Source organism: Chryseobacterium sp. MMO-72 (assembly GCF_037146035.1).
Taxonomy (GTDB): Bacteria; Bacteroidota; Bacteroidia; order Flavobacteriales; family Weeksellaceae; genus Chryseobacterium; species Chryseobacterium indicum.
The window spans coordinates 118,567-143,532 of record NZ_JBBCWG010000003.1 but is presented as its reverse complement, the minus strand read 5'-3'; the positions used below and the strand labels follow the sequence as shown (position 1 = coordinate 143,532).

The 24,966-nt window shown below is 35.0% G+C and carries 20 protein-coding genes; 15 read left to right on the top strand and 5 right to left on the bottom strand.

Features of this window, described 5'->3' with window-relative positions; genetic code table 11:
* Nucleotides 1-203: 203 nt before the first annotated feature.
* From WFH39_RS05855 to pckA, 8 genes are all read left to right on the top strand, one after another.
* Entirely contained in the window at nt 204-2,963 is a 2,760-nt protein-coding gene (locus WFH39_RS05855; protein ID WP_336689146.1) for a SusC/RagA family TonB-linked outer membrane protein, read from the top strand.
* 10 nt (nt 2,964-2,973) lie between these two features.
* The gene (locus tag WFH39_RS05850) at nt 2,974-4,401 is read left to right on the top strand and encodes a RagB/SusD family nutrient uptake outer membrane protein (RefSeq protein WP_336689145.1); all 1,428 of its coding nucleotides are present in this window, start codon (nt 2,974-2,976) and stop codon (nt 4,399-4,401) included.
* A gap of 139 nt (nt 4,402-4,540) precedes the next feature.
* Complete coding sequence (locus WFH39_RS05845) at nt 4,541-6,475, top strand: putative porin (RefSeq protein WP_336689144.1); 1,935 nt, start codon at nt 4,541-4,543, stop codon at nt 6,473-6,475.
* Nucleotides 6,476-6,488: 13 nt separating this feature from the next.
* Nucleotides 6,489-8,075, top strand: a complete 1,587-nt coding sequence (gene bshC, locus WFH39_RS05840; protein WP_336689143.1) for a bacillithiol biosynthesis cysteine-adding enzyme BshC — start codon at nt 6,489-6,491, stop codon at nt 8,073-8,075.
* Between the two features lie 234 nt (nt 8,076-8,309).
* Nucleotides 8,310-10,250 carry a LysM peptidoglycan-binding domain-containing protein gene (locus tag WFH39_RS05835; protein ID WP_336689142.1) on the top strand — a complete coding sequence of 647 codons (1,941 nt, stop codon included), beginning with the start codon at nt 8,310-8,312 and terminating at the stop codon, nt 10,248-10,250.
* A 70-nt stretch (nt 10,251-10,320) separates the two neighbouring features.
* Nucleotides 10,321-11,196 carry an ACP S-malonyltransferase gene (gene fabD, locus WFH39_RS05830; protein WP_336689141.1) on the top strand — a complete coding sequence of 292 codons (876 nt, stop codon included), beginning with the start codon at nt 10,321-10,323 and terminating at the stop codon, nt 11,194-11,196.
* 11 nt (nt 11,197-11,207) lie between these two features.
* Entirely contained in the window at nt 11,208-12,110 is a 903-nt protein-coding gene (locus WFH39_RS05825; RefSeq protein ID WP_336689140.1) for a GYDIA family GHMP kinase, read from the top strand.
* Nucleotides 12,111-12,240: 130 nt separating this feature from the next.
* The gene (gene pckA / locus WFH39_RS05820; protein ID WP_336689139.1) at nt 12,241-13,860 is read left to right on the top strand and encodes a phosphoenolpyruvate carboxykinase (ATP); all 1,620 of its coding nucleotides are present in this window, start codon (nt 12,241-12,243) and stop codon (nt 13,858-13,860) included.
* A gap of 67 nt (nt 13,861-13,927) precedes the next feature.
* Here the strand turns inward: pckA and WFH39_RS05815 are convergent, their stop codons facing one another.
* From WFH39_RS05815 to WFH39_RS05795, 5 genes are all read right to left on the bottom strand, one after another.
* Nucleotides 13,928-14,335 carry a type II 3-dehydroquinate dehydratase gene (locus WFH39_RS05815; RefSeq protein ID WP_185207733.1) on the bottom strand — a complete coding sequence of 136 codons (408 nt, stop codon included), beginning with the start codon at nt 14,333-14,335 and terminating at the stop codon, nt 13,928-13,930.
* Between the two features lie 77 nt (nt 14,336-14,412).
* Nucleotides 14,413-15,054, bottom strand: a complete 642-nt coding sequence (locus WFH39_RS05810; RefSeq protein WP_336689138.1) for a hypothetical protein — start codon at nt 15,052-15,054, stop codon at nt 14,413-14,415.
* Between the two features lie 15 nt (nt 15,055-15,069).
* Entirely contained in the window at nt 15,070-15,735 is a 666-nt protein-coding gene (locus tag WFH39_RS05805) for a hypothetical protein (protein ID WP_336689137.1), read from the bottom strand.
* Between the two features lie 3 nt (nt 15,736-15,738).
* Nucleotides 15,739-17,661, bottom strand: coding sequence for an AHH domain-containing protein (locus WFH39_RS05800; protein WP_336689136.1), 1,923 nt, complete (start codon nt 17,659-17,661; stop codon nt 15,739-15,741).
* Nucleotides 17,662-18,151: 490 nt separating this feature from the next.
* Nucleotides 18,152-18,832, bottom strand: a complete 681-nt coding sequence (locus WFH39_RS05795; RefSeq protein ID WP_336689135.1) for a hypothetical protein — start codon at nt 18,830-18,832, stop codon at nt 18,152-18,154.
* 419 nt (nt 18,833-19,251) lie between these two features.
* Here WFH39_RS05795 and WFH39_RS05790 point away from each other — a divergent pair, with 419 nt between their 5' ends.
* From WFH39_RS05790 to WFH39_RS05760, 7 genes are all read left to right on the top strand, one after another.
* On the top strand, nt 19,252-19,671 hold the full coding sequence (locus WFH39_RS05790) for a Fur family transcriptional regulator (protein WP_214588303.1): 420 nt from the start codon (nt 19,252-19,254) through the stop codon (nt 19,669-19,671).
* Nucleotides 19,672-19,715: 44 nt separating this feature from the next.
* Entirely contained in the window at nt 19,716-21,674 is a 1,959-nt protein-coding gene (locus WFH39_RS05785) for a heavy metal translocating P-type ATPase (protein WP_336689134.1), read from the top strand.
* Between the two features lie 424 nt (nt 21,675-22,098).
* Complete coding sequence (locus tag WFH39_RS05780) at nt 22,099-22,461, top strand: hypothetical protein (protein WP_336689133.1); 363 nt, start codon at nt 22,099-22,101, stop codon at nt 22,459-22,461.
* 385 nt (nt 22,462-22,846) lie between these two features.
* Complete coding sequence (locus WFH39_RS05775) at nt 22,847-23,122, top strand: YHS domain-containing protein (RefSeq protein ID WP_050378248.1); 276 nt, start codon at nt 22,847-22,849, stop codon at nt 23,120-23,122.
* A complete protein-coding gene (locus tag WFH39_RS05770) occupies nt 23,109-23,789 on the top strand; it encodes an SCO family protein (protein ID WP_336689132.1) in 681 nt (226 codons plus the stop codon). Before WFH39_RS05775 ends, WFH39_RS05770 begins: the two co-directional genes overlap by 14 nt.
* A 110-nt stretch (nt 23,790-23,899) precedes the next feature.
* Nucleotides 23,900-24,574 (top strand): superoxide dismutase, encoded by a 675-nt coding sequence (locus tag WFH39_RS05765; RefSeq protein WP_336689131.1) that lies wholly within the window; start codon nt 23,900-23,902, stop codon nt 24,572-24,574.
* 3 nt (nt 24,575-24,577) lie between these two features.
* Nucleotides 24,578-24,946, top strand: a complete 369-nt coding sequence (locus WFH39_RS05760) for a hypothetical protein (RefSeq protein WP_336689130.1) — start codon at nt 24,578-24,580, stop codon at nt 24,944-24,946.
* Nucleotides 24,947-24,966: the final 20 nt, after the last annotated feature.

Below are 24,966 nucleotides of genomic sequence, written 5' to 3'. Positions count from 1 at the left end.
ATTTAAAATTTGTTAATTTACGTTTTTTATAATGAAATTCAAATATAATCATATTTTTTTGTGCAAATTATAAATAATTGTTGTTGATTTATTACAATGAAATGTCTTTTTAGCATATTTAAAATAAAAAAAAGTAAAAAAAAATTGGTAATGTTAAAATTTATTAACATTTTTGTTTTTCTTAAATATAAAATTTGTTTAATATGAATGTGAAATTAAAAGTGTTAACTATCGGGACATTTTTCTTTTTAGGTGGAGTAGCAGTTGTTGCTCAAAATAAGAAGAAGGATACGATTAAAGAACGACAAATTGATGAAGTTGTTCTTGTTGGTTATACAAGTAAGAAAAAAGAAGCAATAACAACTTCAGTTTCTACAATTAAGGCATCTGAGATCAATAATGTTCCAGTAGCTAACTTTGTTCAGAATTTAGGGGGAAGAATGGCGGGTGTAGATATAGCAGTGGGATCTGGGCAACCTGGGAGCGGTGGAAATATTATTGTCAGAGGGATCGGAAGTATTAATGGTGGAAATACACCGCTGTATATAGTTGATGGGATTCCATTGAGTTCAACAGCATTTGCATCACTCAATCAAAATGATTTTGAAGAAATAACTGTTTTAAAAGACGCGGCTTCTAAAGCTCAATACGGAGCTTCTGGTGGTGCTGGCGTGGTGCTTGTTAGAACAAAAAATGGTAAAAATGGTTTTAAAGTACAATATACAGGTCAGGTAGGTATATCAGAGAGAGGCAAACAGAATTATGAGTTAATGAATGCAAGCCAATGGCTTGAATGGAATCGTCTTTGGGGGAATTTTAGTGATTCTGATGTTGCATTTTACAAGGACAAAGGAGTGGATACAGATTGGAGAAAGACCTTTTTCAGAACTGGTTTTTCAATGTCCAACGATGTTGCAATATCAGGAGGAGCAAACAATACAAATTATTATTTATCATTAGCACAATTTAGTCAAGAAGGAATTTCTTTAGCATCTAATTTAGATAGATATACACTAAATGCTAAAATTAATTCTGGAAATGGAAGAAATTTCCGCTTTGGATTTCAAACTAATTTAGGATTTAGTAAATTAAATAATATTAGAGGTGAGGCTGGAGTATTTACAAATAATCCATATTTTGCTGTAGCAACAGCTCCTGTTTTTACACCGTATAATCCAGATGGGACTTATGGGGTAAATCAAGGTCTATTTGATGCTGCGTCTTTGAGACTAAACTATGGTGCAAGAGCTTTAGAGCAGACATTAGAGGGAAAAAATGGTAGAAATCAAATTAAAATATTGTCAAATGTTTATGGAGAGTATGATTTTAGTCCACATTTAACTGCAAGAGTAGCAGGTGGAGTAGACTTTACGCAAAATAATACAACGAGTTATAATAATCCTAATACATATTATGGTTCTACAACTTCGCCCGGACAATCTGGTTCCTTAAGCAAATCAATTGCAAACTGGACTACTTTAAATACTAATGCCAGATTAACTTATAAAAATTCTTGGAATAGTGTTCATAATTTTGAAGCATTTATTTTAGGGGAATATATCGGACGATTTAGAGAAAGTTTTGGATATACGGGATATGGTCTTGACAAAGCCCTAGGTAATACTCCTGCGGCAATTACTGTTTCGTCCACTATATTGCCGGCGGTATCCGGTGGAAGCACAAGATTTACTGTTTTATCTGGTTTAGGTTTTGCATCTTACAACTATGATAATAAATATTTTATTGATGCTAATATAAGAATTGATGCAAGTTCTCAGTTTGCTAAAAATAAAAAATCTGGGACTTTCGGAGGTGCTTCAATTGCGTGGGCTATAAACAAAGAAAACTTTTTACTAAATTCAAAAGTTAGCACATTAAAATTAAGAGCAAGTTATGGTGTAACAGGTAATACAGGGGATCCAACATCTTTGAATCCATACAATGATACTCAATATTTAAATTATGCAGGATTGTATGATGGAGTAAGAACATTATCAGTGGGTACACCATACAATCCTGATTATAGATGGGAAAAAGAAAGACAGGTGAATTTAGGATTAGACTTCGGCTTTTTTAATAATAGAATATCAGGAGCTTTTGATGTTTATGACAGAAGAACAAATGATCTATTTGTTACCTACAATTTATCAGCGACTTCAGGATATACTGGTATAGGTAATTACAATGGAGGATCTATGAGTAATAAAGGAATTGAATTTGATTTGCGAGGAGATGTAATCAGAAATGATGACTTGAAAGTTTCTCTTTTCGCAAATTTTGCTTACAATAAAAATAAAATCTTAGATTTGGGTCAGGTCAGACAATTTGAAAGTGGAACTTCAATTATTAGAGTTGGAGAAGAGTTTGGGAGTCATTACATTGTTGGATGGGTAGGAGTTAATCCACAAACAGGTGCTCCTATTTATCAAGATATCAATGGTAATCCGACGGAAATTTATAATGCTTCAAATAGTAAAACTGGATTTGGAACTTATATTCCACCATATAAAGGAGGGTTTGGATTGGATTTAAATTACAAAGGATTTTTCCTTAATACATTATTTCAGTGGAAAAGTGGATTTTCGAGATTTAATAATCAAAGATTCTTTCAGGAAAATCCAAATTTTTGGTACTTGAATCAAAACGTAAGTCAATTGGATATTTGGACTACTCCTGGTCAGGTAACAGATGTTCAGGGAGCTGCTTATAAAGTTGAGTTCTCATCTAAATTTATAGAAGATGCATCATTCCTGAGATTTAAAAATGTAAGATTGGGATATGAGTTTCCTAAAAGTTTGCTAGCAAACTCTGGATTGAAAGGAGTTTCTATATTTGCTGATATAAATAACCTTTACACTTGGACAAAATGGACAGGTTTTGATCCTGATGATGATAACAATATTGCGCAATATGAATATCCGACACCACGAATTATTACTATTGGTACAACAATAACATTTTAAGAATTAAAAAATGAAAAATAGATTTTTTAAAAATATATTATTACTTTCTTCAGTTTTTTTATTAACTGCTACTTCTTCTTGTACAAATCTGTTAGAGGATGAAAGTAAAGATGCGCTTGTAATTGATGAAGCTACTTTATCGGATATAAATAATTTAGATAGAGTTCTTTTAAACTCTTATCAGACAATGCCAGTTGGTAGTGATGCTTTTATCCAATCTATGATGACTGACGAAGTAAGGATAGCTCCTTCAAATAATGGAAGCGGCGTATTTTTATGGAGTAGAGCTATTACATCTCAAGACTCTAATATTCAGGCATTATGGAATTCTCTATATAGAACAATTTTTACAGCAAATAAAGTTTTAGATAATATTGATAAAGTCACAAATGACGGAGCTAATGGCTTATCTAAAAATCAAATTAAGGCTGAAGCGTTAGGAATGCGTGCTTTTGGACATTTTCTTGTACTTAAAGATTTTTCCCCTAAATATAATCCCACAGCTTTAGGATGTGCGTATGTTACAACTGGGGCAATCGAAAATCTTTACGATATTCCTGCCAGAGATAATATGCAAGTGTCTTATCAAAAAGTACTGGCCGATTTGGATGCGGCAATTGCTTTAAATCCAAGTAACACTCTTAATAAAAGAATGTCTTTGTCGGCTTTGAGAGCATTAAAAGCGCTGGTTTATTTGGAAATTGGAGATTATGCAAATTCGGTAACTTTTGCTACTCAGTCTTTGACTGGTAAATCTTTAAAGACTACAGCCGCAGATATTGCTAATTTATGGATAGATCCTATTTCTGGTGCTGGTTCAAATTCGTCTGCTGTTGACGGAAGTGAAGTTATTTTTCAGCAAATAAATATCGCAGGATCTGTAAATACTACAATGGGTGGGAATTATAGATCACCATCTCTTGGATTCTTCTGGTATGTTGCTAATACATCATTTTCAAAATATGCATCAACAGATTTTAGAGTAAATTCATATTTCAAGACATCTTCTGGAAATCTTATTCATTACAAATATTATGGTCCCAGTGCTACTCCAGGAGTTGCTAATATTAAAATTATAAGAACAGCAGAAATGATGCTTGTAAGAGCTGAAGCAAGAGCCAAGTCTGGAGACTTAGCAGGAGCTTTTACTGATTACGCAGCAGTTAGAACTGCTAGAAATGCAGGCGCTTCTGTTGCGTTTACATCATTGCAGGATGCTGTAGATAAAATCTTGGATGAAAAGGCTAGAGAGTGTATTCTTGAAGGTAAAAGACTGACAGATCTTAAGCGAAACAATAAAACAGTTGTTAGATTATCTTCAGATGCAACAACTGCATATCCAAATACATCTTTCCCAGATGTTCAAAAAATGACATTACCAATTCCATACTCTGAGATTTTTGCAAATCCCAATATGGTTCAGAATCCTTCTTGGTAAGAATATTAAATTGAATATTTTTTATAAAGACTGTCTTTACGAAGGCGGTCTTTTTTATTGAGGTAAATATATCATATAGTATAATCACCTATATACATACTTAATTCAATTTTCCTACTTTTGCATAACAATCTTCATTATGAAATATTCAATTGTATTATTGATTTTGGTATCAGTGTTTTTAAAAGCCCAGGTCGTCAACAAAACAGACTTCAATAAGCTTCCCAAAGATAAAGACACGCTCGTTATCGATTCCGGGAGAAAAGACTCTTTAAAAATATTTAAACCGACTATTAATGATTATCTCTATCAGAAGCAGTTTTCTGAAAAGAAAGTCTTTGATACGGTAATGACTTTCGATAAAACGTATATTTTTTCTCAGTATAACAATAAAGATAATTTTGGAAAAGTGCAGGTTGCAAATATTGGGGCAGGATTTAATCCGATTATCTATGAAGTGAATGCCGAGCAAAATTTATCACTATTACCAACCAACAAATCGTATTGGATTTTAGGCGTTAATGATATCAATTACTATGACGTAAAAACGCCGACTGCAACCTTCATTTACCATAATGCAATGAAAAATGGAGCCGCTTTAAGATCTTCTTATACCCAGAATATTGGGAAAAGATTTAATTTTTCTCTGGAATACAGCGGATTGCGTTCTCAGGGAATGTACAGGAATTCATTGGCATCCAATAACAATACTTTGTTTACAGGACATTACGTCTCAAAAAGCGGAAATTATGAATTGTTTGCACACTATCTTCATCAAAATGTAAACAATCAGGAAAACGGTGGAATTGCAGTAGACAGTTTGTTTCAGAACGGCGACAGCAATTCAAAAAACAGACAGAATATGCAGGTAAATCTTGCATCTTCTAGCTCACAGTATTCCTATAGAAGATATTATTTAACTCATCAGTTTGCACCGTTTAAATCAGAAAAAATTCCTTTTAAAATAAGACATACCATTTCTCATCAGGGAAATAAATATTATTATGCCCAGAGCGCGACGGAAAATTATTGGTATGATGCTCCGGACGAACTTGTAACAGGGGCTCCGCTTACTTCAAAAAAATATTCGGACAACTTCAGCAATACAGTGAGTCTGGTTTGGGACAATGAGAAATTTAAGCTTGATGCAGGTCTCCGTTACCAGATGCTTAAATTCGGTTCCAACGAAATTACACTTCCGATTTTAGTGATTCCGACAGAAATTAAAGAAAGCCGAATCGGGGCAGTGGGAAATTTACAGATAAAACTTTTCGATAAAATTCAGCTGAATTCATTTTTAGAGTTTTCTAACGGAAGCCAGTTCGGAACTTATTTAAAAACGACAAACAATCTTAAATTCGAACCTGTAAAAGATTACTTCGTAAATGCAAAAGTAAACTTTCAAAGCGCATATCCATCCTTCAATTATCTGCTGAATACTTCTGTCTATAATAATTACAACTATTATTTTCAGAATGCCCAAAACCAAACGGTTACAGAAATCGGAGGAAGTCTTGGCTTGAAGTGGTTCAAAACAGAATTATTTGCCAACTATTACAGAATAGATAATTATACGTACTTTGACGAAATTGCCATGCCTCAGCAAAGCGGAAGTCCGGTTAATATTTCTCAGATCGGAGGTGATGCTACATTCAGCTACGGAAAATTTCACTTAAATACAAGACTGCATTTCCAGAATGTCTTAACCAACAAAGACTTGTTGCCGCTACCCGGTTTCATTGGTCGTGCGAACTTCTTTTTCCAGTCGAAGGCATTTAAAAATGCTGCCGAAATTCAGACAGGACTTAAAGTATATTACTTTTCAAAATTTGCTTCAAGAGAATTTTTTCCTATTCTTAACGAATATATTTTGCCGGGTTCCAATTCATTTTCTATCGGAGGACAGCCGATTGCCGATGTTTATTTTAATCTGAAAGTTAAAAAAATGTTCTTTTTTATTGAAGGACAACAGGTAGGAACCTTCCTTTCTCACAACAAAGCGTACGCATTTCCAAGCTATCCGGTCTACGATTTCAGGCTGAATATGGGAATTGTATGGTATTTGTTCAACTAAAATTTATACAGAGTTGAAAACTATAAATAAAATATCTTTTCACGATATCCAGAGCATACCTCAGCTAATCAAAGATTTTTTGAATCACGATATCGAGGAATTTGAAGAAAAAACATTTTCTTTAGATCATTTTAAAAAACAGATCGCGCAGAAACAGAATTCTTTCACTACGGATCGGAGAAATATCTTAGCCAGTAACTTAGAAAGACAGCTTGTCCATCTTGAACTTTCTTCTAAACAGAAAGAAAATTTAGATCATTTAAGACTTTCTGATACCTTTACCATTACAACCGGTCATCAGTTGAATCTTTTTTCAGGACCCGTCTTTTTTATATACAAGATTTTACAGACCATTAAAACCTGTACTTACTTAAAAGAAAATTTTCCTGATTTCAACTTTGTTCCTGTATATTGGATGGCTTCCGAAGATCATGACTTTGCGGAAATTAATCATTTTAAAACCGAGAACAATTTTTACGAAATCAATGAAAAATCAGGCGGTCCGGTTGGAAGAATAGAAATCAACCATACATTTTTTATTTCTGAATTTGAAAGAGAATTCAAAGACTACGTTTTCGGAACGGAACTGATTTTAATGCTGAAAGAAGCCTATAAAACAGGAAATACATTAACTCAGGCAATACAGATTTTAGTTAACAGACTGTTCTCAGACTTTGGTTTATTGATTTTAGATGGTGATTCTAAAGCCCTTAAAAATCAGATCAAGGAAACCTTTAAAGATGAACTGCTGAATTTCAGCTTATATAAAAATTCAAAAGAAAAAGTAGATTTCTTAACCGGGAAATACGGAAAAGTTCAGGTGAATCCGCGCGAGATTAATTTATTCTATCTTTCCGATACAAGAGACAGGATTGATTTTGATGGTCAGAAATACTTCGTTGTAGATAAAAATATTCAGTTCACTGAAGAAGAAATTTTAAATGAACTTGAAAACTATCCGGAAAAATTTAGTCCGAATGCACTGATGCGTCCTGTTTATCAGGAAACAATTCTTCCTAACCTTGCCTACATCGGAGGAAATGCAGAAATCATGTATTGGCTGGAACTCAAAGATTACTTTTCAAAAATAAATATCCCTTTCCCGATTCTTATTCCCCGAAATTCAATGCTGTTTTTAAAAGAAAAAACATTGGGGAAAATTGAAAAACTGAATCTGAAAGTAGAAGATTTCTTCCAGAACTTTACAACAGTCATCAACAATAAAATGTTGGAAGATAATTCCATTCTGGAAATGCTGGAACAAAAAGAAAGTACACTTATCACTCAGTTTGCCGAACTTAAAAATATCGCTGAAACCACCGAAAAATCGTTCGGAAATATGGTGAAAGCAGAAGAGGTAAGACAGTTGAAATCCTTCAGAAGAATGAAAAAACGTCTTCTTCATGCAGAAAAAATAAAAAAAAGTGAATTATTGGAGCGGCTGGAAAATCTTTTTTTGGAGGTAAATCCTTCTAAAAACTGGCAGGAACGAGTATATAATTTCAGCGTATTTTTTGCAGATCATGGATATTCATGGTTAGATTTTTGTTTAGAAAAAATAGAAATAGAAAAGTCAGAATTTATAGTTATTGCTTATTAAGAATAAAGAATCTATTATTGCATTTAAAAAAATGAAATGATGGAAAATTATTTTGCCTCTCTTATACAGGAGATGAAGAATATTTCAGGTAAAACAGCCTTTGGTTCCGAAGCAAATGTACTATCAGAATAGTCCAATGAAATTCTGATCGGAACACAAGCTTAGTCTTTTCAAAACCAATAATTATTGTCATTTAATTTTAAAGAAGTATTTTTGCATTTATAATCACCGAATATGATAAAGAGGTTTTTTATTCTGTCCAGTTTATGTATGGTTTTGGGTATGTCCGCTCAAAAATCACACACCGTTGTAAAAGGAGATACTCCTTATAATATTGCTAAAAAATACGGTCTTACTGTAGAAGAATTGCTAAAACTAAATCCTAACGTGAAGGACGGTAAATTGGCGCTTGGAGATGTTCTTACCGTGAAAAATGATAAGGCAGCTTCTGCTTCATCAAAAACGCCTGTTGCTTCAAAGCCTGTAGGTAACTCCCAGCTTGGAAAAATTATTCTACAGCCAAAGCAGACCATTTACGGTATCACAAAACAATACAGAATCTCTGAAACAGACCTCAGAAAACTGAATCCTGAATTGGATGCTCATATGAAGATCGGGGATGAAGTTACCCTGCCTCTTGAAAGCATTAAGAAATATGGCGGAGAACAAAATGTTGCCGTACATACTTCTCCGGTGGAAAAACCTGTGGAACCTGTAGCTGAAACTCATGCTGTAAAAGCTTCGGACGACGAATATATCGTACAGCAGAAAGATAATTACTACAGAATTTCAAGACAGTTCAATATCACAAAAGAAGAATTGTTTGCTCTAAATCCGGGACTGGAAGAAAAAGGTTTAAAACCGGGAGAATCTATTAAAGTAAAGAAGTCTGGAACAAAAAGTTCCGGAGCTGATGTTTTTCAGGAAAATACAAATCCGAAAACAAAAGTAGATTCAGGCAATGAAAAATCTTCATCTAACACGGTTTCTTCGGAAGACGATTATGTAACCTATACTGTTCAGCAGGGGGATACCGTTTTTTCGATTGTTAACAAATTCGGCGTTACCATTGATGAATTAATTGCTCTTAATCCTGAACTTTCAAAAGGATTAAAAACAGGAATGGTTTTAAAAATAAAAAAACTGGATCCTGCCTATGTAAAGAAAAACGGTGATGCGTTAAGCGTTGTCATGATGCTTCCTTTTGGCTACAGCACAGGAGAAACACAATATCGCACAATGGCGCTGGACTTTCTTACGGGCGCAAAACTTGCTATTGAAAGAAATGCCAGAAACGGACAAAAATTAGATATAAAAATTGTGGATTCCGGAAATGAAGCTTCGTTCCGAAATTCATTAACCCAGATAAATCCGGATAATACAGACTTAATTATCGGTCCCTTTTTCAAGTCTAACGTTGTAGATGTTCTGGACTTTACAAAGAACCAGAAAATCCCGATTGTTGCGCCATTTGCCAACTCTCCGGAACTATACAACTACAGCAACCTGATTATCGTGGAAACAAACTATCAGACTTACGCCGATAAAATTGTAGAAGAAGTGAAATCTGCATTCTCGGATCAGAAAATCTATATAGTTGCAGATTCTAAAAAAGAGAATGCCAATTACATTAAAGCAGGTCTTGAGAAAACACTCAGAAATCCAAACATCACCATCGTAAATTCATCAGCGGATATTCAGCTTGATAAAAATATGATGACAGGACAGTCTGCTCCGGTGATCGCGATTTTAGCAAGTGATAATGATACAGCAGGAGAAGCTTTTGCCGGCAGAGTAATCGCTTTGTCCAAAGAAGTTCAGGGAGTAAAAGCATTCAGCATGTATTACGCTCCGGTGTTCGAGAGAAAAGTAGACGATCTTAGTCAGGCACACTTAGTGTACCTTATGGACAGAAAGATCAATACAGAAGGTAGTTTTGAAAAAGAAATTCTTGCCGCTTATAAAAATAAATACTGCAAAACACCTCCTAAGTTTGCCATTGTAGGCTTTGATATCGTAAATGATATGCTGACCAGAGAAAACAAAAAAGGAGAGATCTTCAGGCAGATGAATAAAGTACAGACTCAGCTTGCTACAAAATTTGAGTTTGTAAAATCCAAAGCAAACGGTGCTTATGTAAACACGGGATACCGTGTCATAAGGCTCGTTCCTTAAAAGGATTTATAAAGGCTAAAGAATATTGTTAACATAATAATTATATTTGCATAATATTTTAAATTAATACATGAAAGCACTTGTATTTCCAGGGCAGGGTTCTCAGTTCGTAGGAATGGGAAAAGAATTGTACGATTCTAGAAAAGACATCAAAGATCTGATGGAATCTGCCAATGAAATTTTAGGGTTTGATATCCTTTCAATAATGTTCAGAGGAACGGATGAAGATCTTAAAAAAACGGAGGTTACCCAGCCTTCAATTTTTATCCACTCGGTTGCTGCTTTAAAAGCCGTGAACGGTCTTGGAGCTGAAATGGTTGCAGGACATTCTTTAGGAGAATTTTCAGCACTGGTAGCCAATGGAGTTCTCTCTTTTGATGATGGTCTGAAGCTGGTTTCCGAGAGAGCAAAAGCAATGCAGGAAGCCTGTGATGCCAATCCAAGTTCTATGGCTGCTATTTTAGGATTGGAAGATGCTAAAGTAGAGGAAATCTGTGCATCAACCAGCGGAATTGTTGTTCCTGCAAATTATAACTGTCCGGGACAGCTGGTAATTTCCGGTGAAACGGCATCTGTAGAAGAAGCTTGTGCAAAGCTGAAAGAAGCAGGAGCAAAAAGAGCTTTACTGTTGCCGGTAAACGGAGCATTCCACTCACCATTGATGCAGCCTGCGCAGGAAAGATTAGCGGCGGCAATTGAAAAAACAAAATTCAGAAAAGCGACCATTCCGGTTTATCAGAATATTACAACAACTGCAATCTCTGATCCTGAAGAAATTAAGAAAAACCTTATTGCACAATTAACAGGTCCTGTAAAATGGACACAGTCTGTTCAGAATATGATTAAAGACGGCGCCAATAACTTCGTGGAAGTGGGACCGGGAAAAACGTTACAGGGACTCATCAAGAAAATTGATTCTTCTGTAGATGTAGCTTCTGCAATCTAATTAATAAAATCATGGGCGAGATATTTTCACCGGGAAAGCTGATGCTTACTTCAGAATATTTCGCAATGGACGGAGCTCTTGTCTTAGCGGTACCTACCAGGCTGGGACAAGAGTTTTCTTTTGAAGAAATTCATGATGAAAAATCTCTTATTCTCTGGGAAGCTTATCATCAGAACAAATTATGGCTGAAAGCTGTCATCGATTATCAGAACTGGCAGATTTTAGAAACCAACATTCCAGCCAGTGCTGAATTTATTTTAAAAACCTTAAAAAACGTTCAGTCACTTTCTACAATTACATTCAAAAATAACTTTACTTACCATTTAAAGACCAACCTTCAGTTTCCGGCAGATTACGGTTTAGGAAGCAGTTCAACTTTAATGACCAATCTTGCGGAGTGGGCGGAGATCGATCCATTTTATTTAAATAAGATAAGTCTGGGCGGAAGCGGATACGATATTGCTGTGGCAAAAGAGAAATCGGCGGTTCTGTATCAAAGTGTTCCTGAAATTAAATATGAAAAGGTAAATTTTAATCCTTCTTTTAAAGATGAACTGATTTTTATTCATTTAAATCAGAAACAGGACAGCCGTGAAGGAATTAATTTTTACAAGTCTAAAACCAAGTCCCAAAAACGGGTTGATGAATTTTCGGATATTACAAGAAATATTTTACTATGCAATAAATTGGAAAATTTTTCTGAACTAATGTTGATTCATGAGCAAAAAATATCGGATTTTCTTGAAATTCCTACAGTTAAGGCTAAATTTTTCGCAGATTGCCCTGTTTTTGTCAAAAGTTTGGGAGCTTGGGGAGGAGATTTTGTAATGAGCTCAAAATTTGACGGCTTTAAGGACTATTTTTGGGGAAAAGGTTTTCACACAATTTTCGAATGGTCTGAAATAATTGCTTGATTTTCAATTTTTTACAAGGTTTATTTTTTATTTGTCATTCTGACTTATATCATTATATTTAACCACCTTTAACAATTAATTAATATTTAATTTTGTTATACCCAAAAAAGAAATAGAAAATATAAGTAAAATGAAACACGCTAAAATCATCCAAGATTTAGAAAAATTAGGGATTAAAGGAAATTACGAAGTAGTGTACAATCCGTCTTACGAAGAATTGTATCAGGCTGAATTTTCTCCTGAAAATCAGGGCTTTGAGAAAGCTGAGCTTACGGAATCTGGTGCAGTATCAGTAAAAACAGGAATTTTCACAGGTCGTTCTCCTAAAGACAGGTACATAGTTCAGGATGATGTTACAAGAGAAACCATTTTCTGGGACGGGAAAGTAAACTTGCCGACTACTCCGGAAATTTTTGCGTCTTGTAAAGATTTAGTGCTGAACCAACTTGCTGCTGCAAAGAAAATTTATGTAGTAGATGCTTTCTGCGGAACCAATGCAGATACGAGACTAAAAGTGAGGTTCATCGTTGAAGTAGCGTGGCAGGCACATTTCGTTACCAATATGTTTATCCGTCCTTCTCATTATGAGCTGGAAAACTTTGGTGAGCCGGATTTTACCGTAATCAATGGTTCTAAAACAACGAATCCAAACTGGGAAGCACAGGAACTGAATTCTGAAAACTTCGTGATGTTCAACCTTACTGAAAAACTTCAGATTATCGGAGGAACATGGTACGGCGGAGAAATGAAAAAAGGAATGTTTGCAATGATGAACTATTACCTTCCGCTAAAAGGAATGGCTTCAATGCACTGTTCTGCAAATGTAGGAGAAGAAGGAGACGTAGCTCTTTTCTTCGGACTTTCAGGAACAGGAAAAACAACTTTGTCTGCAGATCCGAAAAGATATCTGATCGGAGACGACGAACACGGTTGGGATAACAACGGAGTTTTCAACTATGAAGGAGGTTGCTACGCAAAAGTAATCGATCTTTCGGAAGAAAAAGAACCGGATATTTTCAGAGCCATTAAAAGAGATGCGCTTTTGGAAAACGTGGTGGTAAACAACGGAGTTTCAGATTATACAGACGGATCCATCACAGAAAACACAAGAGTTTCTTATCCTATTTATCATATCAATAAAATTGTTCTGCCTTCAAAAGCAGGACACGCTAAAAAGATCGTTTATCTTTCAGCAGATGCTTTCGGAGTATTGCCTCCGGTTTCTATTCTGGATGAAGATCAGGCACAATACCATTTCCTTTGCGGGTATACATCGAAATTAGCGGGAACTGAAAGAGGAATTACCTCTCCGGAACCGTCTTTCTCTCCTGCATTCGGGGAAGCTTTCTTAACATTACACCCAACAATGTACTCTAAAACATTGATCGGGAAAATGAAAGAACACGGTGCAAAAGCATATCTGGTAAACACAGGCTGGAACGGAACAGGAAAGAGAATTTCTCTTAAAGATACAAGAGCTATTATCGATGCCATCATCGACGGTTCTATTGAAAATGCTCCGAAAACAAGAATTCCGATTATGAATCTGGAAGTTCCTACCGCATTGCCAAATGTTTCTGAAGGAATCTTAGATCCGAGAAATACTTACAGTGATGCTTCTGAGTGGGAAGAAAAAGCGAAAGACTTAGCTTCAAGATATATTAAAAACTTTGAGCAGTATTGCAACACCGAAGAAGGTAAAAAATTAATTCCTTCCGGACCTCAGTTACAAGAGCAGACAACCAACTAAAAATAGAAATCCTCATCATGCGATGAGGATTTTTTATTTGTATTCCGGCAGATTTTCGTTGAATAAATTACTTCAGGCTCAGAATAGCCAGTCTGTAACCATCCATTCCGAAACCGGATAAGACAGCATCCGTATTTGCAGCTGTTACAGATTTCTGGCGGAATTCTTCTCTTTTGTAAATATTGCTGATATGAACCTCAACTTTTGGTTTACGGATGTTTTTTAAACAGTCGGCAATAGCATAAGAATAATGTGTAAAAGCTCCCGGATTAATAATCAGGGCATCAAATTCATCTTTCTGAAGCTGGTTGATAATTTCACCCTCAATATTAGACTGATAATATTCCAGTTGATGCGAAGGAAAATCGGTTCTTAAACGATCCAGATAATCCTCCATGGAGACTGTTCCGTAAATTTCTGGCTCTCTGGTTCCTAATAAATTCAGATTGGGACCATTAACGATAAGAATTTTCATTGAAAATAATTTATCCAAAGATAGCACATTTTAAAAACACATTGATTAAATGCAAAACTTCCTCTATTCTTAAAATCTTACTTTAGTTCAATTTTTTCTAATTTAAATCTTCTTTCAAAACCTTTTATATCGCTTTGAGTTTCTAAGATTTCTAAAGGATAATATTTTTCTAAAATAATTTTATCAAATACTATTGGATGATACAAGGATTTTATTTTCTCTGTTACCCACATTTCACGTTGATAAATTGTGTTTTTTGCATAGATTTTATATTCTTCATCCGCATGTTCATTGTTTTCCTTATATTCATACTTAACTTTATAACAGTCATATCCTTTTATTATCTTCTTACTCTTTTTATCTTCTGAAACCTTTAGAATAATATTTTTTGAAAAGTCTTGAAGATTATCTTCAAATTTATATACGTATATTTCTGTTGAATCCTCAGTATATATCATTTTTAATGCATCGGCTGATATATTGCACATCTCTTCAATTTCCTTTTCCTTTCCAGTGTTTTCTTCTTCTTTTAGTAAAGACTTTATAAGCGATTCTTTAAAGTTTTCTTTTGCTGTTTTTAATGATTCATCAAACAATTTTTTGTTAGTAATTTTAGAAGTTTCTCTGAAAACAATTTCGCCTTTGGTAGGTTTATAGGATTGAGCATTAATGCTCAATCCTATAAGTAATATAAAAGTTGTTATTATTTTACTTTTCATTATTTATTATATTAATCAGTAGGTTACTTTTATTCTTTCATCGATTTCTTCTATTTCCTTAAATGCTATACCTGTAAATCCTTTTTCTTTAATATTGTTCTTTAATTTTTCAGATACGAAATATCCCCCAATTAGAGGAGAATTCCTAATAAGTATTAAGTCTTTTTTTATGCTTGAAAAATCTAAGTTTAATAAACTTGTTTTTAAACAATAATCATTGTCACACTCTTTTTTAATACTTTGCATATAATTCTCATAATTGTCTAATCTAACAATATCTCCTTTATACTGCCAGTCTTTATTACTTCCCTTAAAAAATATTGATTTTTCATAGTTAATAATAATTTTATCTGAAGTTTCCAATAAAATAAACAGATTATAGTTATCAAAAATTTTGCTTCCCTTTCTTACTTTTATTTTTGAACTTAAATATTCGTTATTTGATAAAAATGATTCTAGAAAAAAGAGTAAGTCATCATCTATGATTAATTTTGGAGTTGTGATAGGAGCTGATAATATCAGAGATGTTAATTTTGCTTTACTTTTTAAAACAGGGATTGGATTAATATCTAAAATGCTCAAATTTGATAGCATGAAATTATAATTCTCTGCACTTTCTGATTGAGGAAAACAACCTATTTCTTTATTATCAATAGAATATGTTAGTTGATAGTATTTCATTATTTATGGATAATTAATAATTGCTGCAATTTCACCAAGGTTTTTATTGGGGTTATTTTGAATTAAATTTTTTAAATAATTTGTAAATCCAATAATTTTATTGTATGATTCTGCTGGATTTGGGTTCTGTATATCTAATTGCTCTAATATATCGAATACTTTTTGATTATATGCCTGATGTCCTGTTAAATGTGCAGTAGTTGGTAGAGGAATTCCATTGATCACATCATTCATGTGAAATCCTTGTAATGCAAAAGCAGCTTTTTGAATCAAAGGATGGTTTCTCCACTCCCATGGAATAATATGGTGTGCATGTATAGAACTGTCTGTAAGTTGTAATACTTGTCTTAATTTACTTCGGTTTCCAAATTTAATAATTCCACCATCAACTACCATATTCAAAATAACTTTATTGCTGATATTAGCAAACTTTATGGTGAATTTTTTGCCTGTGCTTAGCCATCCTGCAATAGGTATAGCAGAACCTGTACTCCATGCTGCATTATCCCAATCACCATCTATTGCATAAATTGTAGCATTAGAAAGATCACAAAACTCCCCAAATGCAGGTACTAATCCTCCAAGATCTAAAAGGAAGTGAACCGCTTCTTTTGAAGCTTCCCACATACAAGTTGCCTGATCCCAATTAGTATGTTTTCTCAAGAAAATATAATTGGAAGCTACAATATTAATCTCGTTTTGTGTAAATACTTGCGGGAAAGAAATAAATGGAGGAAAAGGGCAGCACATTGAATTTAAAGCACTCTGTATATTTTGTGAAGACGGATTGCTTGGTATGTTGTATGCATAAAGCATAGCATAAAGATAGTTTGCACCTTGTACTTCAAGAAGTTCTTGAGAACCTAATTGGCTGTAGTTAATAGCTGAATTAATGTTTTTATATTCTTGAATTTGAGCTGGAGATAATTGAATTATATTTTTCTGATGTTGTGTATTATAACCATCTATGAACCAGTTCTGAAACTGCTCCCAAGAAGTATCAGGATTAGCGAGTTTAAATTGCAGCGCCCATGTAATAAAGGCTTTAGCCGCCGCAGTTTTGTTGCTGTAGTAAAAATAATTATTCAATCCGGTATAAAAATCAAGATAATCAACATTATTCACTACGTCCTGTAAGTTCTGCGGAAGGGTATTTACAAACAAAATAAACTGCAGGTTCGTTAATGTCGGCGCAGTAGGAAAATCAATCCCTCCATTATCAGGATTCTGGGTGTCATTTCCATAATCAGTTCCGATTCCTGTTCCGGTGCTGCTGCTTCCACCGGAGCCGCATGGCACTTCTTCCACCGTTACAATAAGTTTTGCTTTTACAGGATGTGTACATTTGTCCCATTGATCCATATTGCTTGCATTATGCTGTCCCGAACCACATGGGGAAACCTCAATGCTTTCCGAATAACATTTGCCTCCGGATTCATAATATTTTCCCTGCGTATTGTTCGGTGCAGCATCATCAAGATCTGTAACAGATATTACTTTCCCTGAAAAGTTGACCATATTTCCCATAAGCATACTTTCCTTTTCATTTTCGGATGCAGAGTAAGTAATGATTTTCTTTTTAATTGTTCCATCGGGATACTGAATAACCACCAGATTCTGAAAAGAACCGGGAGCATCGGAATTCAGGATTTTAAATGTGTATGTTTTTTTGCCTGCGGTTTCTATATATTCTACATGCTTATAATCCAGCTCTGTGGTATTTGTTTTATTGTTTTTAAAGGCATAAAGAATATTGGATTTCTGTACAATTTCATCTTTACCGGAAAGCGAGACGGTTTTTGTAATAAATTTTGCCTGAGACGTTTTCTCCAGGTTTTTCTGTAGGTTGTTCTCATCCATATTTTCTGTTCTGCAGGAGAACATGAACGCTAATGCCATAAGCATTAGGAAATAAGATTTTTTCATTTTGTTGATTTTAAAGTTGTGAATTTATATTTTTTTTAATTCTATCAATACAGGGAAAACCCCATATTTTTGTCCGTAGTTTTGCGGTGCTTTATTATCCCGACCTGTTCAGTATTTTCATCGCTTTCAATTTTTTTAATTAAACATTTTCATGTGCAAAAATAAATTTGCAGTACGGCAAAAGCTGTCGTATTAATTTTAATAAAAAGCCTTAGACAAAAATTAATCGGGAGATAGAATAATGCAAAAGGCACGGAGCAAAAGCCAATCTGTATTAGAGGCACCGCTAAGAACCCAAAGACCAAGAAAGACTCCGCCCGTGCCAGTTATAGGTACACGGGCGTAAGCCTATCAAAATTTGGTCTTTTTAGAAGATTAGCGGTTTTCTAATACCAAAATGATAGCTTACGCTTGTTTCGTTAAAATTATGGATGCTAATATAGAAATAAAAAATATTACTTTTTATAACGCATCAAAATTTTTTCAAAGGTTATCCCTTATTTTGGGTGTCATCTATAGATTTGTTCTTTCTGGAAGAATTTACCATAGCAATCAGATTTTCAAGAGTGTACTCAGAAGCCTTCTGCTCTCCCTGAAATATAATTTTTCCCAATCTTGCCACGTCACCTATATAGACATACAGCTCCCTGTAAATGCCTTTGTTGGCAGAGGTAAAGGCTTTCCTCTGCTGTTGGAAGCTGCTCTGCTCATTGCTTTTTGTGGTAATGGCATCAAACGCGTTTTGAAGCACCGTTTCGGTATCGGCTTTCATTCCATAGGATGTTAATAGAGCGTTGTTGGCTGCAACAACATCTTTCAGAGATTTAAGCCCCATCAGGACGCCTTCAAAATTTCTTTTGTTTACTTTTTTCAGTACCTCGCTGGTTAAAGAATTTTTTATTCCGGCTTTATCAAAGACGAGGTTCAGCAGTTTCATGGGTTTAGAAAGTTCTTTGCCTAATGTATAAAGTTCTTTTGTGGTCTGCTTTTGCTGTATCAGCAATGCGTCTCCGGTTTCCTTTGCCCTTACCTCATCCGTCTTGCTTTGCATTGCCGAAAGATAGGAAGCATTGAACAAATGATTTTCTGCTTCAAAAATGGCTAAGTCTCTAGCTAAACTAATTAGTAATGCATCAGCAATCGGCACATACTCTTCTTTTAAGATTCCCATTATATAATTATTTTAAAAATTCGGAAAATAAATATACACTTTAATCCCTCATCTTTAGAGGTTTGTATGCTTTTAATGCACTGTTTAGAAGATTATTAATACTGTGTATTATTTTTAATTTAGTATTTACATGAAACGGTGTATTGTTTAGGATAAATTTTACTTTTTACACCATCTTTAAAGTAGTGTTGAGTAATTTTATTGCAGTATTAAGTATTTTTACTATACTGTTGAAGATTTTTGTTGCACTGTGGAACATTTTTATCACAGTATGGAAGATTGAGATTGGTGTTTTTCAGGTAAACAGAGATAATATTAAGAATTCTTACACTAAGTTTATATAAATTATGCTCTATAACAATTAAACAAATTTTAAAACTGCTAACTTTGAAAGAGCAGATCCATCAAATGTAAATCGTATGAAAAAGGACATTGAGAATAAATTAATGAATAAGAATACCAAACCTACAAGCATGAGGATTTTGGTATACGATTTTTTGAGTTCTCAGGAAGCCGCCCTTTCTCTTTCGGAAATTGAAAATCATTTCGAAAATGCAGACCGGACAACCATTTACCGCACTCTGAAAACATTTGAAGAAAAAGGAATTGTTCACAGCATTCAGGAAAATGCAACAACAAAATACAAACTCTGCCACGATGGATGCGATGAACATACCCACAAAGACTGGCATCTTCATTTCTACTGTAAAATCTGCAAACAGACCACCTGTAAAGAAGATATTTCAGTCCCGGAAAATATACAGACTCAATTCAGGATCGATGAAATAAGGCTTTTTGCAAAAGGAATCTGCGAAAACTGCCTGGAAAGTTTGCAATAGTATTGCACGCATTTTGACTGTAATTTTGAATTAAAATTTAAGTTATGGAAGAATGCTGCAACACAAAACCGAAAAAAGAACATCAACATCATCATGAAGGTCACAACCATGATCACGATCATTCTCATGATACAGGAGATCAGTCTGTTTTCAGTCTGTTTCTTCCCGCAATCATTTCTTTTGGATTGTTATTAATAGGAATCGCTTTGGATAATTTCATCAAAGCAGAATGGTTTTCCGGCTGGATTCGTCTGGTTTGGTACTTAATCGCCTATATTCCTGTTGGTCTTCCGGTTTTGAAAGAAGCGTTCGAAAGCATAAAAAACGGAGATGTATTCTCTGAATTTTTCCTGATGGGAATCGCAACCGTGGGCGCTTTTGCCATCGGAGAATATCCGGAAGGCGTTGCAGTCATGCTTTTTTATTCTGTTGGAGAAGTTTTTCAGGCAATGGCGGTAACAAGAGCCAAAACCAACATCAAATCTTTACTCGATCAGCGTCCCGATGAAGTAACCGTTTTAAAAGACGGAAAACCTCAGATTATGAAAGCCGAAAAAGTAAATATTGGAGATGTCATTCAGTTAAAATCTGGAGAAAAATTAGCGCTGGACGGAGAATTGCTGTCCGAAACCACCTCATTCAATACCTCTGCATTAACCGGAGAAAGTAAACCCGATACCAAAACAAAAGGCGAAACTGTTTTAGCCGGAATGATCAACCTCAATACAGTAAGTGAAGTAAAAGTGACAACCGCTTACAAAGACAGCAAACTGAGCAAAATTTTAGAACTCGTTCAGAATGCGACTGCTCAAAAAGCTCCTACCGAATTATTCATCAGGAAATTTGCTAAAATCTACACTCCGATTGTTGTATTTCTTGCAATCGGAATCACATTTATACCCTATTTATTTGTAGAAGATTATCAGTTCAGAGCGTGGCTGTACAGAGCATTGGTTTTCCTTGTGATTTCCTGTCCGTGTGCGTTGGTGATTTCTATTCCTTTGGGGTATTTCGGAGGAATCGGAGCAGGAAGCCGAAACGGAATTTTATTCAAAGGAAGCAATTTCTTAGATATTCTCGCAAACGTTCAAAACGTTGTTATGGATAAAACCGGAACCATGACGGAAGGCGTGTTCAAAGTACAGGAAGTTAATTTTAATGATGAATTTAATACCGATGAAATCTTAAAACTCATCAATGCTCTGGAAAGCAAAAGCTCACATCCTGTAGCAACCGCCATTCATGAATATGTGGGAGAAGTTGATCACTCAATTCTGTTGGAAAATGCAGAAGAAATTGCGGGTTATGGCTTAAAGGCAGTTATCAACGGAAAAGAACTGGTGGTCGGAAATTTTAAACTGATGGATAAATTCAGCATCAATTATGATGTTCAGACTGAAAATATCGTGTATACTTTAATTGCGGTTGCATATGACAACAAATTTGTCGGGTATTTAACAATTGCAGACACTGTTAAAGCAGATGCACAATTAACCATCAATACATTAAAATCTTTAGGAGTAAAAACCACAATGCTCAGCGGAGATAAATCCTCTGTAGTGAAACACGTCGCCGATATTTTAGGCATTCAGAACGTTTATGGAGATCTGCTTCCCGAGGACAAAGTGAATAAAGTGAAGGAGATAAAAGCAAAAAATCAAACCGTTGCCTTTGTAGGAGACGGTGTGAATGATGCTCCCGTGGTTGCGTTAAGCGATGTCGGAATTGCGATGGGCGGATTGGGAAGTGATGCGACAATTGAAACAGCAGATGTTGTCATTCAGGATGATATGCCGAGTAAAATCCCGATGGCAATCAACATTGGAAAACAGACAAAAAAAATTGTGTGGCAAAATATCATTCTGGCATTTTCCATCAAAGCCGTTGTTCTTATTCTCGGGGCAGGAGGTTTGGCAACCATGTGGGAAGCTGTTTTCGCCGACGTAGGAGTCGCTTTACTCGCTATCCTGAATGCCGTGAGAATTCAAAGGATGAAGTTTTAATAAGCCGGAAGAGGGAAGTGGGATGATAGAAGTTTATTGTATTCCGCATATATTGTCAAAAAGCTGTTTAATCATCAATAGGAACGGGCTAAAGCCCGTTTGCAAGGATAAATTTTTCAATTTGGCTTTAGCCAAAATTTATTTTTCTCTTCAGATTTCGCAGATTCTTTAGTTTCATCATAAAGTATTTGTATTCATCTGTGAAAATCCGTGCAATCCGTGGTTAATAAATTATGAAAACTCCCGCAGATTTCACAGATGCCGCAGATTTTTAATGCGTTAAATTATTTATCCAAAGGGGTGTGATCTGGGAAATCTCTACGAAAATAAAGCGTACAATTAAACCATTACCAAAACTGACTTTCATCATAATCTATCTTAAAAACAAAATTTCATTAGTATATTTGTAGAGTAGAATATAGCATTGAAGTTTTTCGTTTCCATATTTATCATTTTTACGATTGCATTACGTCCCGTTTTGCCCTTGATTAATTACGCCGTTAATTATGACTATATCGTAAAAAACCTTTGCGAAAACAGAAACATTCCACAATCTACCTGCAAAGGAAAATGCTACGTTGCCAAAGAACTGGCAAAAACAGAAAAACAGTCCAATAACAATCAGACAGTAAAAATTTCAGGAATTGATGTTTTTATCTCCCATGAAATTCTTTCCTTTTCGGTGAACAATCAGTTTGATGTTTCAAACAAAAAATCAGATTCACGATACATAAATTTCCATACTTCAGAATATTTTTCCAGAATATTCCATCCTCCTTTAGTTTAATATTATTTTCAGCTAATTCTTTAACTGAATTAATTGTGAATAAAGTTTCTAGCTATCACTCGCTAAGTGTTTAGTTTATGCTGAGCTTGTCGAAGTACCTTCACGAACTTAAAAAGAAGTTACTATTCAAAATCTCTTACAAACTCTGCGTTAAAATTAAGCAATATATGACTGTCCGTAATTTGTCATCATTAAAATCTTTGGGTTCTTTGCTAAGTAGAACGCCTTTGCGAACTTAAAAACAGTTAGTAGTTAAAATAAACTTTGCGGACCTTTGCGTTTAAATTAAGCATTATGATTAATTAAAGATAAGCAAGAAATTCATTAGTAAGTCTAGTTAAAAAATCAATCATTCAAATATTATTAATTTCAATTTAAATAAAAAATGAAATCAAAACTTATTTTAACAGCATTATTGTCTGTTTCATTAATGGCATGTGCACAGGAAACCCCTAAAGTAAAGCATAAAAAAGCAAAAACAACCGCAAATTCCGGAACGAAAACAGTGAAATTTGCCAATGCGGTAGACCCGATCTGCAATATGCCCACAGAAGCCGACATGAAAGATACGGCAGTCTATAAAAATAAAACGTACGGTTTTTGCAGTGCTTACTGTAAAGACGAATTCAAAAAGAATCCTGAGAAATATGCCAAAAAATAAAAAGACCAGCAATTCCAAAAGCAAAGTAATCGTTCCGATTGTAATTATTGCTCTGCTTTTTGTGGGAATCGGTGTCGGAATGGGATATTTCAAAAAGAATCTGTACACCGTAATGAAAGTTCCGGATTTCAAATTAACGGATCAGAACAACAAAACGATTACCAATAAAGATATGCTCGGAAAAGTATATCTGGTAGAATTTTTCTTCAGCAGATGCCCTACGATCTGTCCTGTAATGAATACCAATATGAGAGCCATTGAAGATGAGATCAACAATCCTGATTTCGGAATCATCTCCATAAGCATCGATCCGGAAAATGATACTCCACAGACATTAAAAGAACACGCACAAAGAATAGGCGTAAAATCTTCGAACTGGCATTTTCTTACTGGAGACAGAGTTTATATCGGGAAACTGGCAGATCAGTTCAATATATATGTCGGAGATAAGGAAGACGAAGGTGAAAACCTGAATCACAGCGGAATGATTGCCCTTGTAGATAAAGAAGGAAATATCCGTTGCCGGTACAATAAAGACAATATGCCGATTTTGTATTATTCGGGATTAAACTATGGAGATCCGGAAGGAAAAACGCCGAAGCTTACCGGAAAATACCATCCCGACAGAGAAATATTAATAGAAGATATTAAGAAATTATTGAAATAGAGATTTGGAAGATGGAAGTTAGAGGCTGGAAGTTTTATGGAGTATATAGAAAACTTCAGGCTTCCATCACCCATCTCCCAGCCAAAATAAACCACAAAAAACAAAACGTTATGAAGATTTTGAAAGTAACTGCCCTGAGTGCAGTTTTTGCAGCGCAGTTTGCGTTTGCACAGTTTAAGCAGACACCGTTGCCGTATGCTTACAATGCGTTGGAAGGAAATATCGACGCACAGACAATGGAAATTCATTATTCCAAACACGCAGCAGCCTATGTTGCAAACCTGAATAAAGCAATCGCAGGAACGCCGCAGGAAAAACAGACCTTATTCGAGATCATGTCGAATGCTTCAAAATTACCGGCTGCCGTAAGAAATAACGCAGGAGGACATTACAACCATGAGTTGTTCTGGACCGTTTTAACCCCGGAAAAAAATACACAGCCTTCTGCAAAACTGACAAAAGCAATCAACGAAACATTCGGAAGCATGGATGCTTTTAAAGCGAAGATGGCAAAAGCAGGAGCCGACCGTTTCGGATCAGGATGGGCATGGCTTTCTGTGGATAAGAGCGGAAAATTATTTGTTTCCTCAACACCCAATCAGGATAACCCATTAATGGATGTTGTAGAAGAAAAAGGAACCCCTATTTTCGGGATCGATGTTTGGGAACATGCGTATTATCTGAAATATCAGAACAAAAGAGCAGATTATTTAACCGCGATCTGGAACGTAACCAACTGGAAAGAAATCAGCAGAAGATACGAAGAAGCGATCAGCAAAAAATAACCAATGAACTTAATTTGCAGCATATTTCTCACCTTATTTGTGGTATTCAGACCTCTGGTGCCATTGGTGGAATATGCTGTAAATTATGATTACATCTCCGAAGTATTGTGCATCAACAAAAGCAATCCCGAAATTCACTGTAACGGAAAATGTTACCTGAGTAAAGAAATTGCAAAAACCAATGACACCGATTCTTCCCCTTTAAACAAAACAAAAAATTCAGGACAGAAACTTCTTGATATATACCTTCTTCCTGAAATCACCAAAATCCATACAACAGAAAGCGCATTCTTTTCAAACGCTCATTTTCTGTACAAAACCGCGTATTCCTTTCTGTTTTTAAAACCTATTTTCAGACCACCGGTTTTTTAGTGCATCATTTTATCATTTTG

Coding starts and splice junctions, on each gene's coding strand:
- WFH39_RS05855 (WP_336689146.1), top strand. CDS start 204: ATGAATGTGAAATTAAAAGTGTTAACTATCGGGACATTTTTCTTTTTA.
- WFH39_RS05850 (WP_336689145.1), top strand. CDS start 2,974: ATGAAAAATAGATTTTTTAAAAATATATTATTACTTTCTTCAGTTTTT.
- WFH39_RS05845 (WP_336689144.1), top strand. CDS start 4,541: ATGAAATATTCAATTGTATTATTGATTTTGGTATCAGTGTTTTTAAAA.
- WFH39_RS05835 (WP_336689142.1), top strand. CDS start 8,310: ATGATAAAGAGGTTTTTTATTCTGTCCAGTTTATGTATGGTTTTGGGT.
- fabD (WP_336689141.1), top strand. CDS start 10,321: ATGAAAGCACTTGTATTTCCAGGGCAGGGTTCTCAGTTCGTAGGAATG.
- WFH39_RS05825 (WP_336689140.1), top strand. CDS start 11,208: ATGGGCGAGATATTTTCACCGGGAAAGCTGATGCTTACTTCAGAATAT.
- pckA (WP_336689139.1), top strand. CDS start 12,241: ATGAAACACGCTAAAATCATCCAAGATTTAGAAAAATTAGGGATTAAA.
- WFH39_RS05815 (WP_185207733.1), bottom strand. CDS start 14,335: ATGAAAATTCTTATCGTTAATGGTCCCAATCTGAATTTATTAGGAACC.
- WFH39_RS05810 (WP_336689138.1), bottom strand. CDS start 15,054: ATGAAAAGTAAAATAATAACAACTTTTATATTACTTATAGGATTGAGC.
- WFH39_RS05805 (WP_336689137.1), bottom strand. CDS start 15,735: ATGAAATACTATCAACTAACATATTCTATTGATAATAAAGAAATAGGT.
- WFH39_RS05800 (WP_336689136.1), bottom strand. CDS start 17,661: ATGAAAAAATCTTATTTCCTAATGCTTATGGCATTAGCGTTCATGTTC.
- WFH39_RS05795 (WP_336689135.1), bottom strand. CDS start 18,832: ATGGGAATCTTAAAAGAAGAGTATGTGCCGATTGCTGATGCATTACTA.
- WFH39_RS05790 (WP_214588303.1), top strand. CDS start 19,252: ATGAAAAAGGACATTGAGAATAAATTAATGAATAAGAATACCAAACCT.
- WFH39_RS05785 (WP_336689134.1), top strand. CDS start 19,716: ATGGAAGAATGCTGCAACACAAAACCGAAAAAAGAACATCAACATCAT.
- WFH39_RS05775 (WP_050378248.1), top strand. CDS start 22,847: ATGAAATCAAAACTTATTTTAACAGCATTATTGTCTGTTTCATTAATG.
- WFH39_RS05770 (WP_336689132.1), top strand. CDS start 23,109: ATGCCAAAAAATAAAAAGACCAGCAATTCCAAAAGCAAAGTAATCGTT.
- WFH39_RS05765 (WP_336689131.1), top strand. CDS start 23,900: ATGAAGATTTTGAAAGTAACTGCCCTGAGTGCAGTTTTTGCAGCGCAG.
- WFH39_RS05760 (WP_336689130.1), top strand. CDS start 24,578: ATGAACTTAATTTGCAGCATATTTCTCACCTTATTTGTGGTATTCAGA.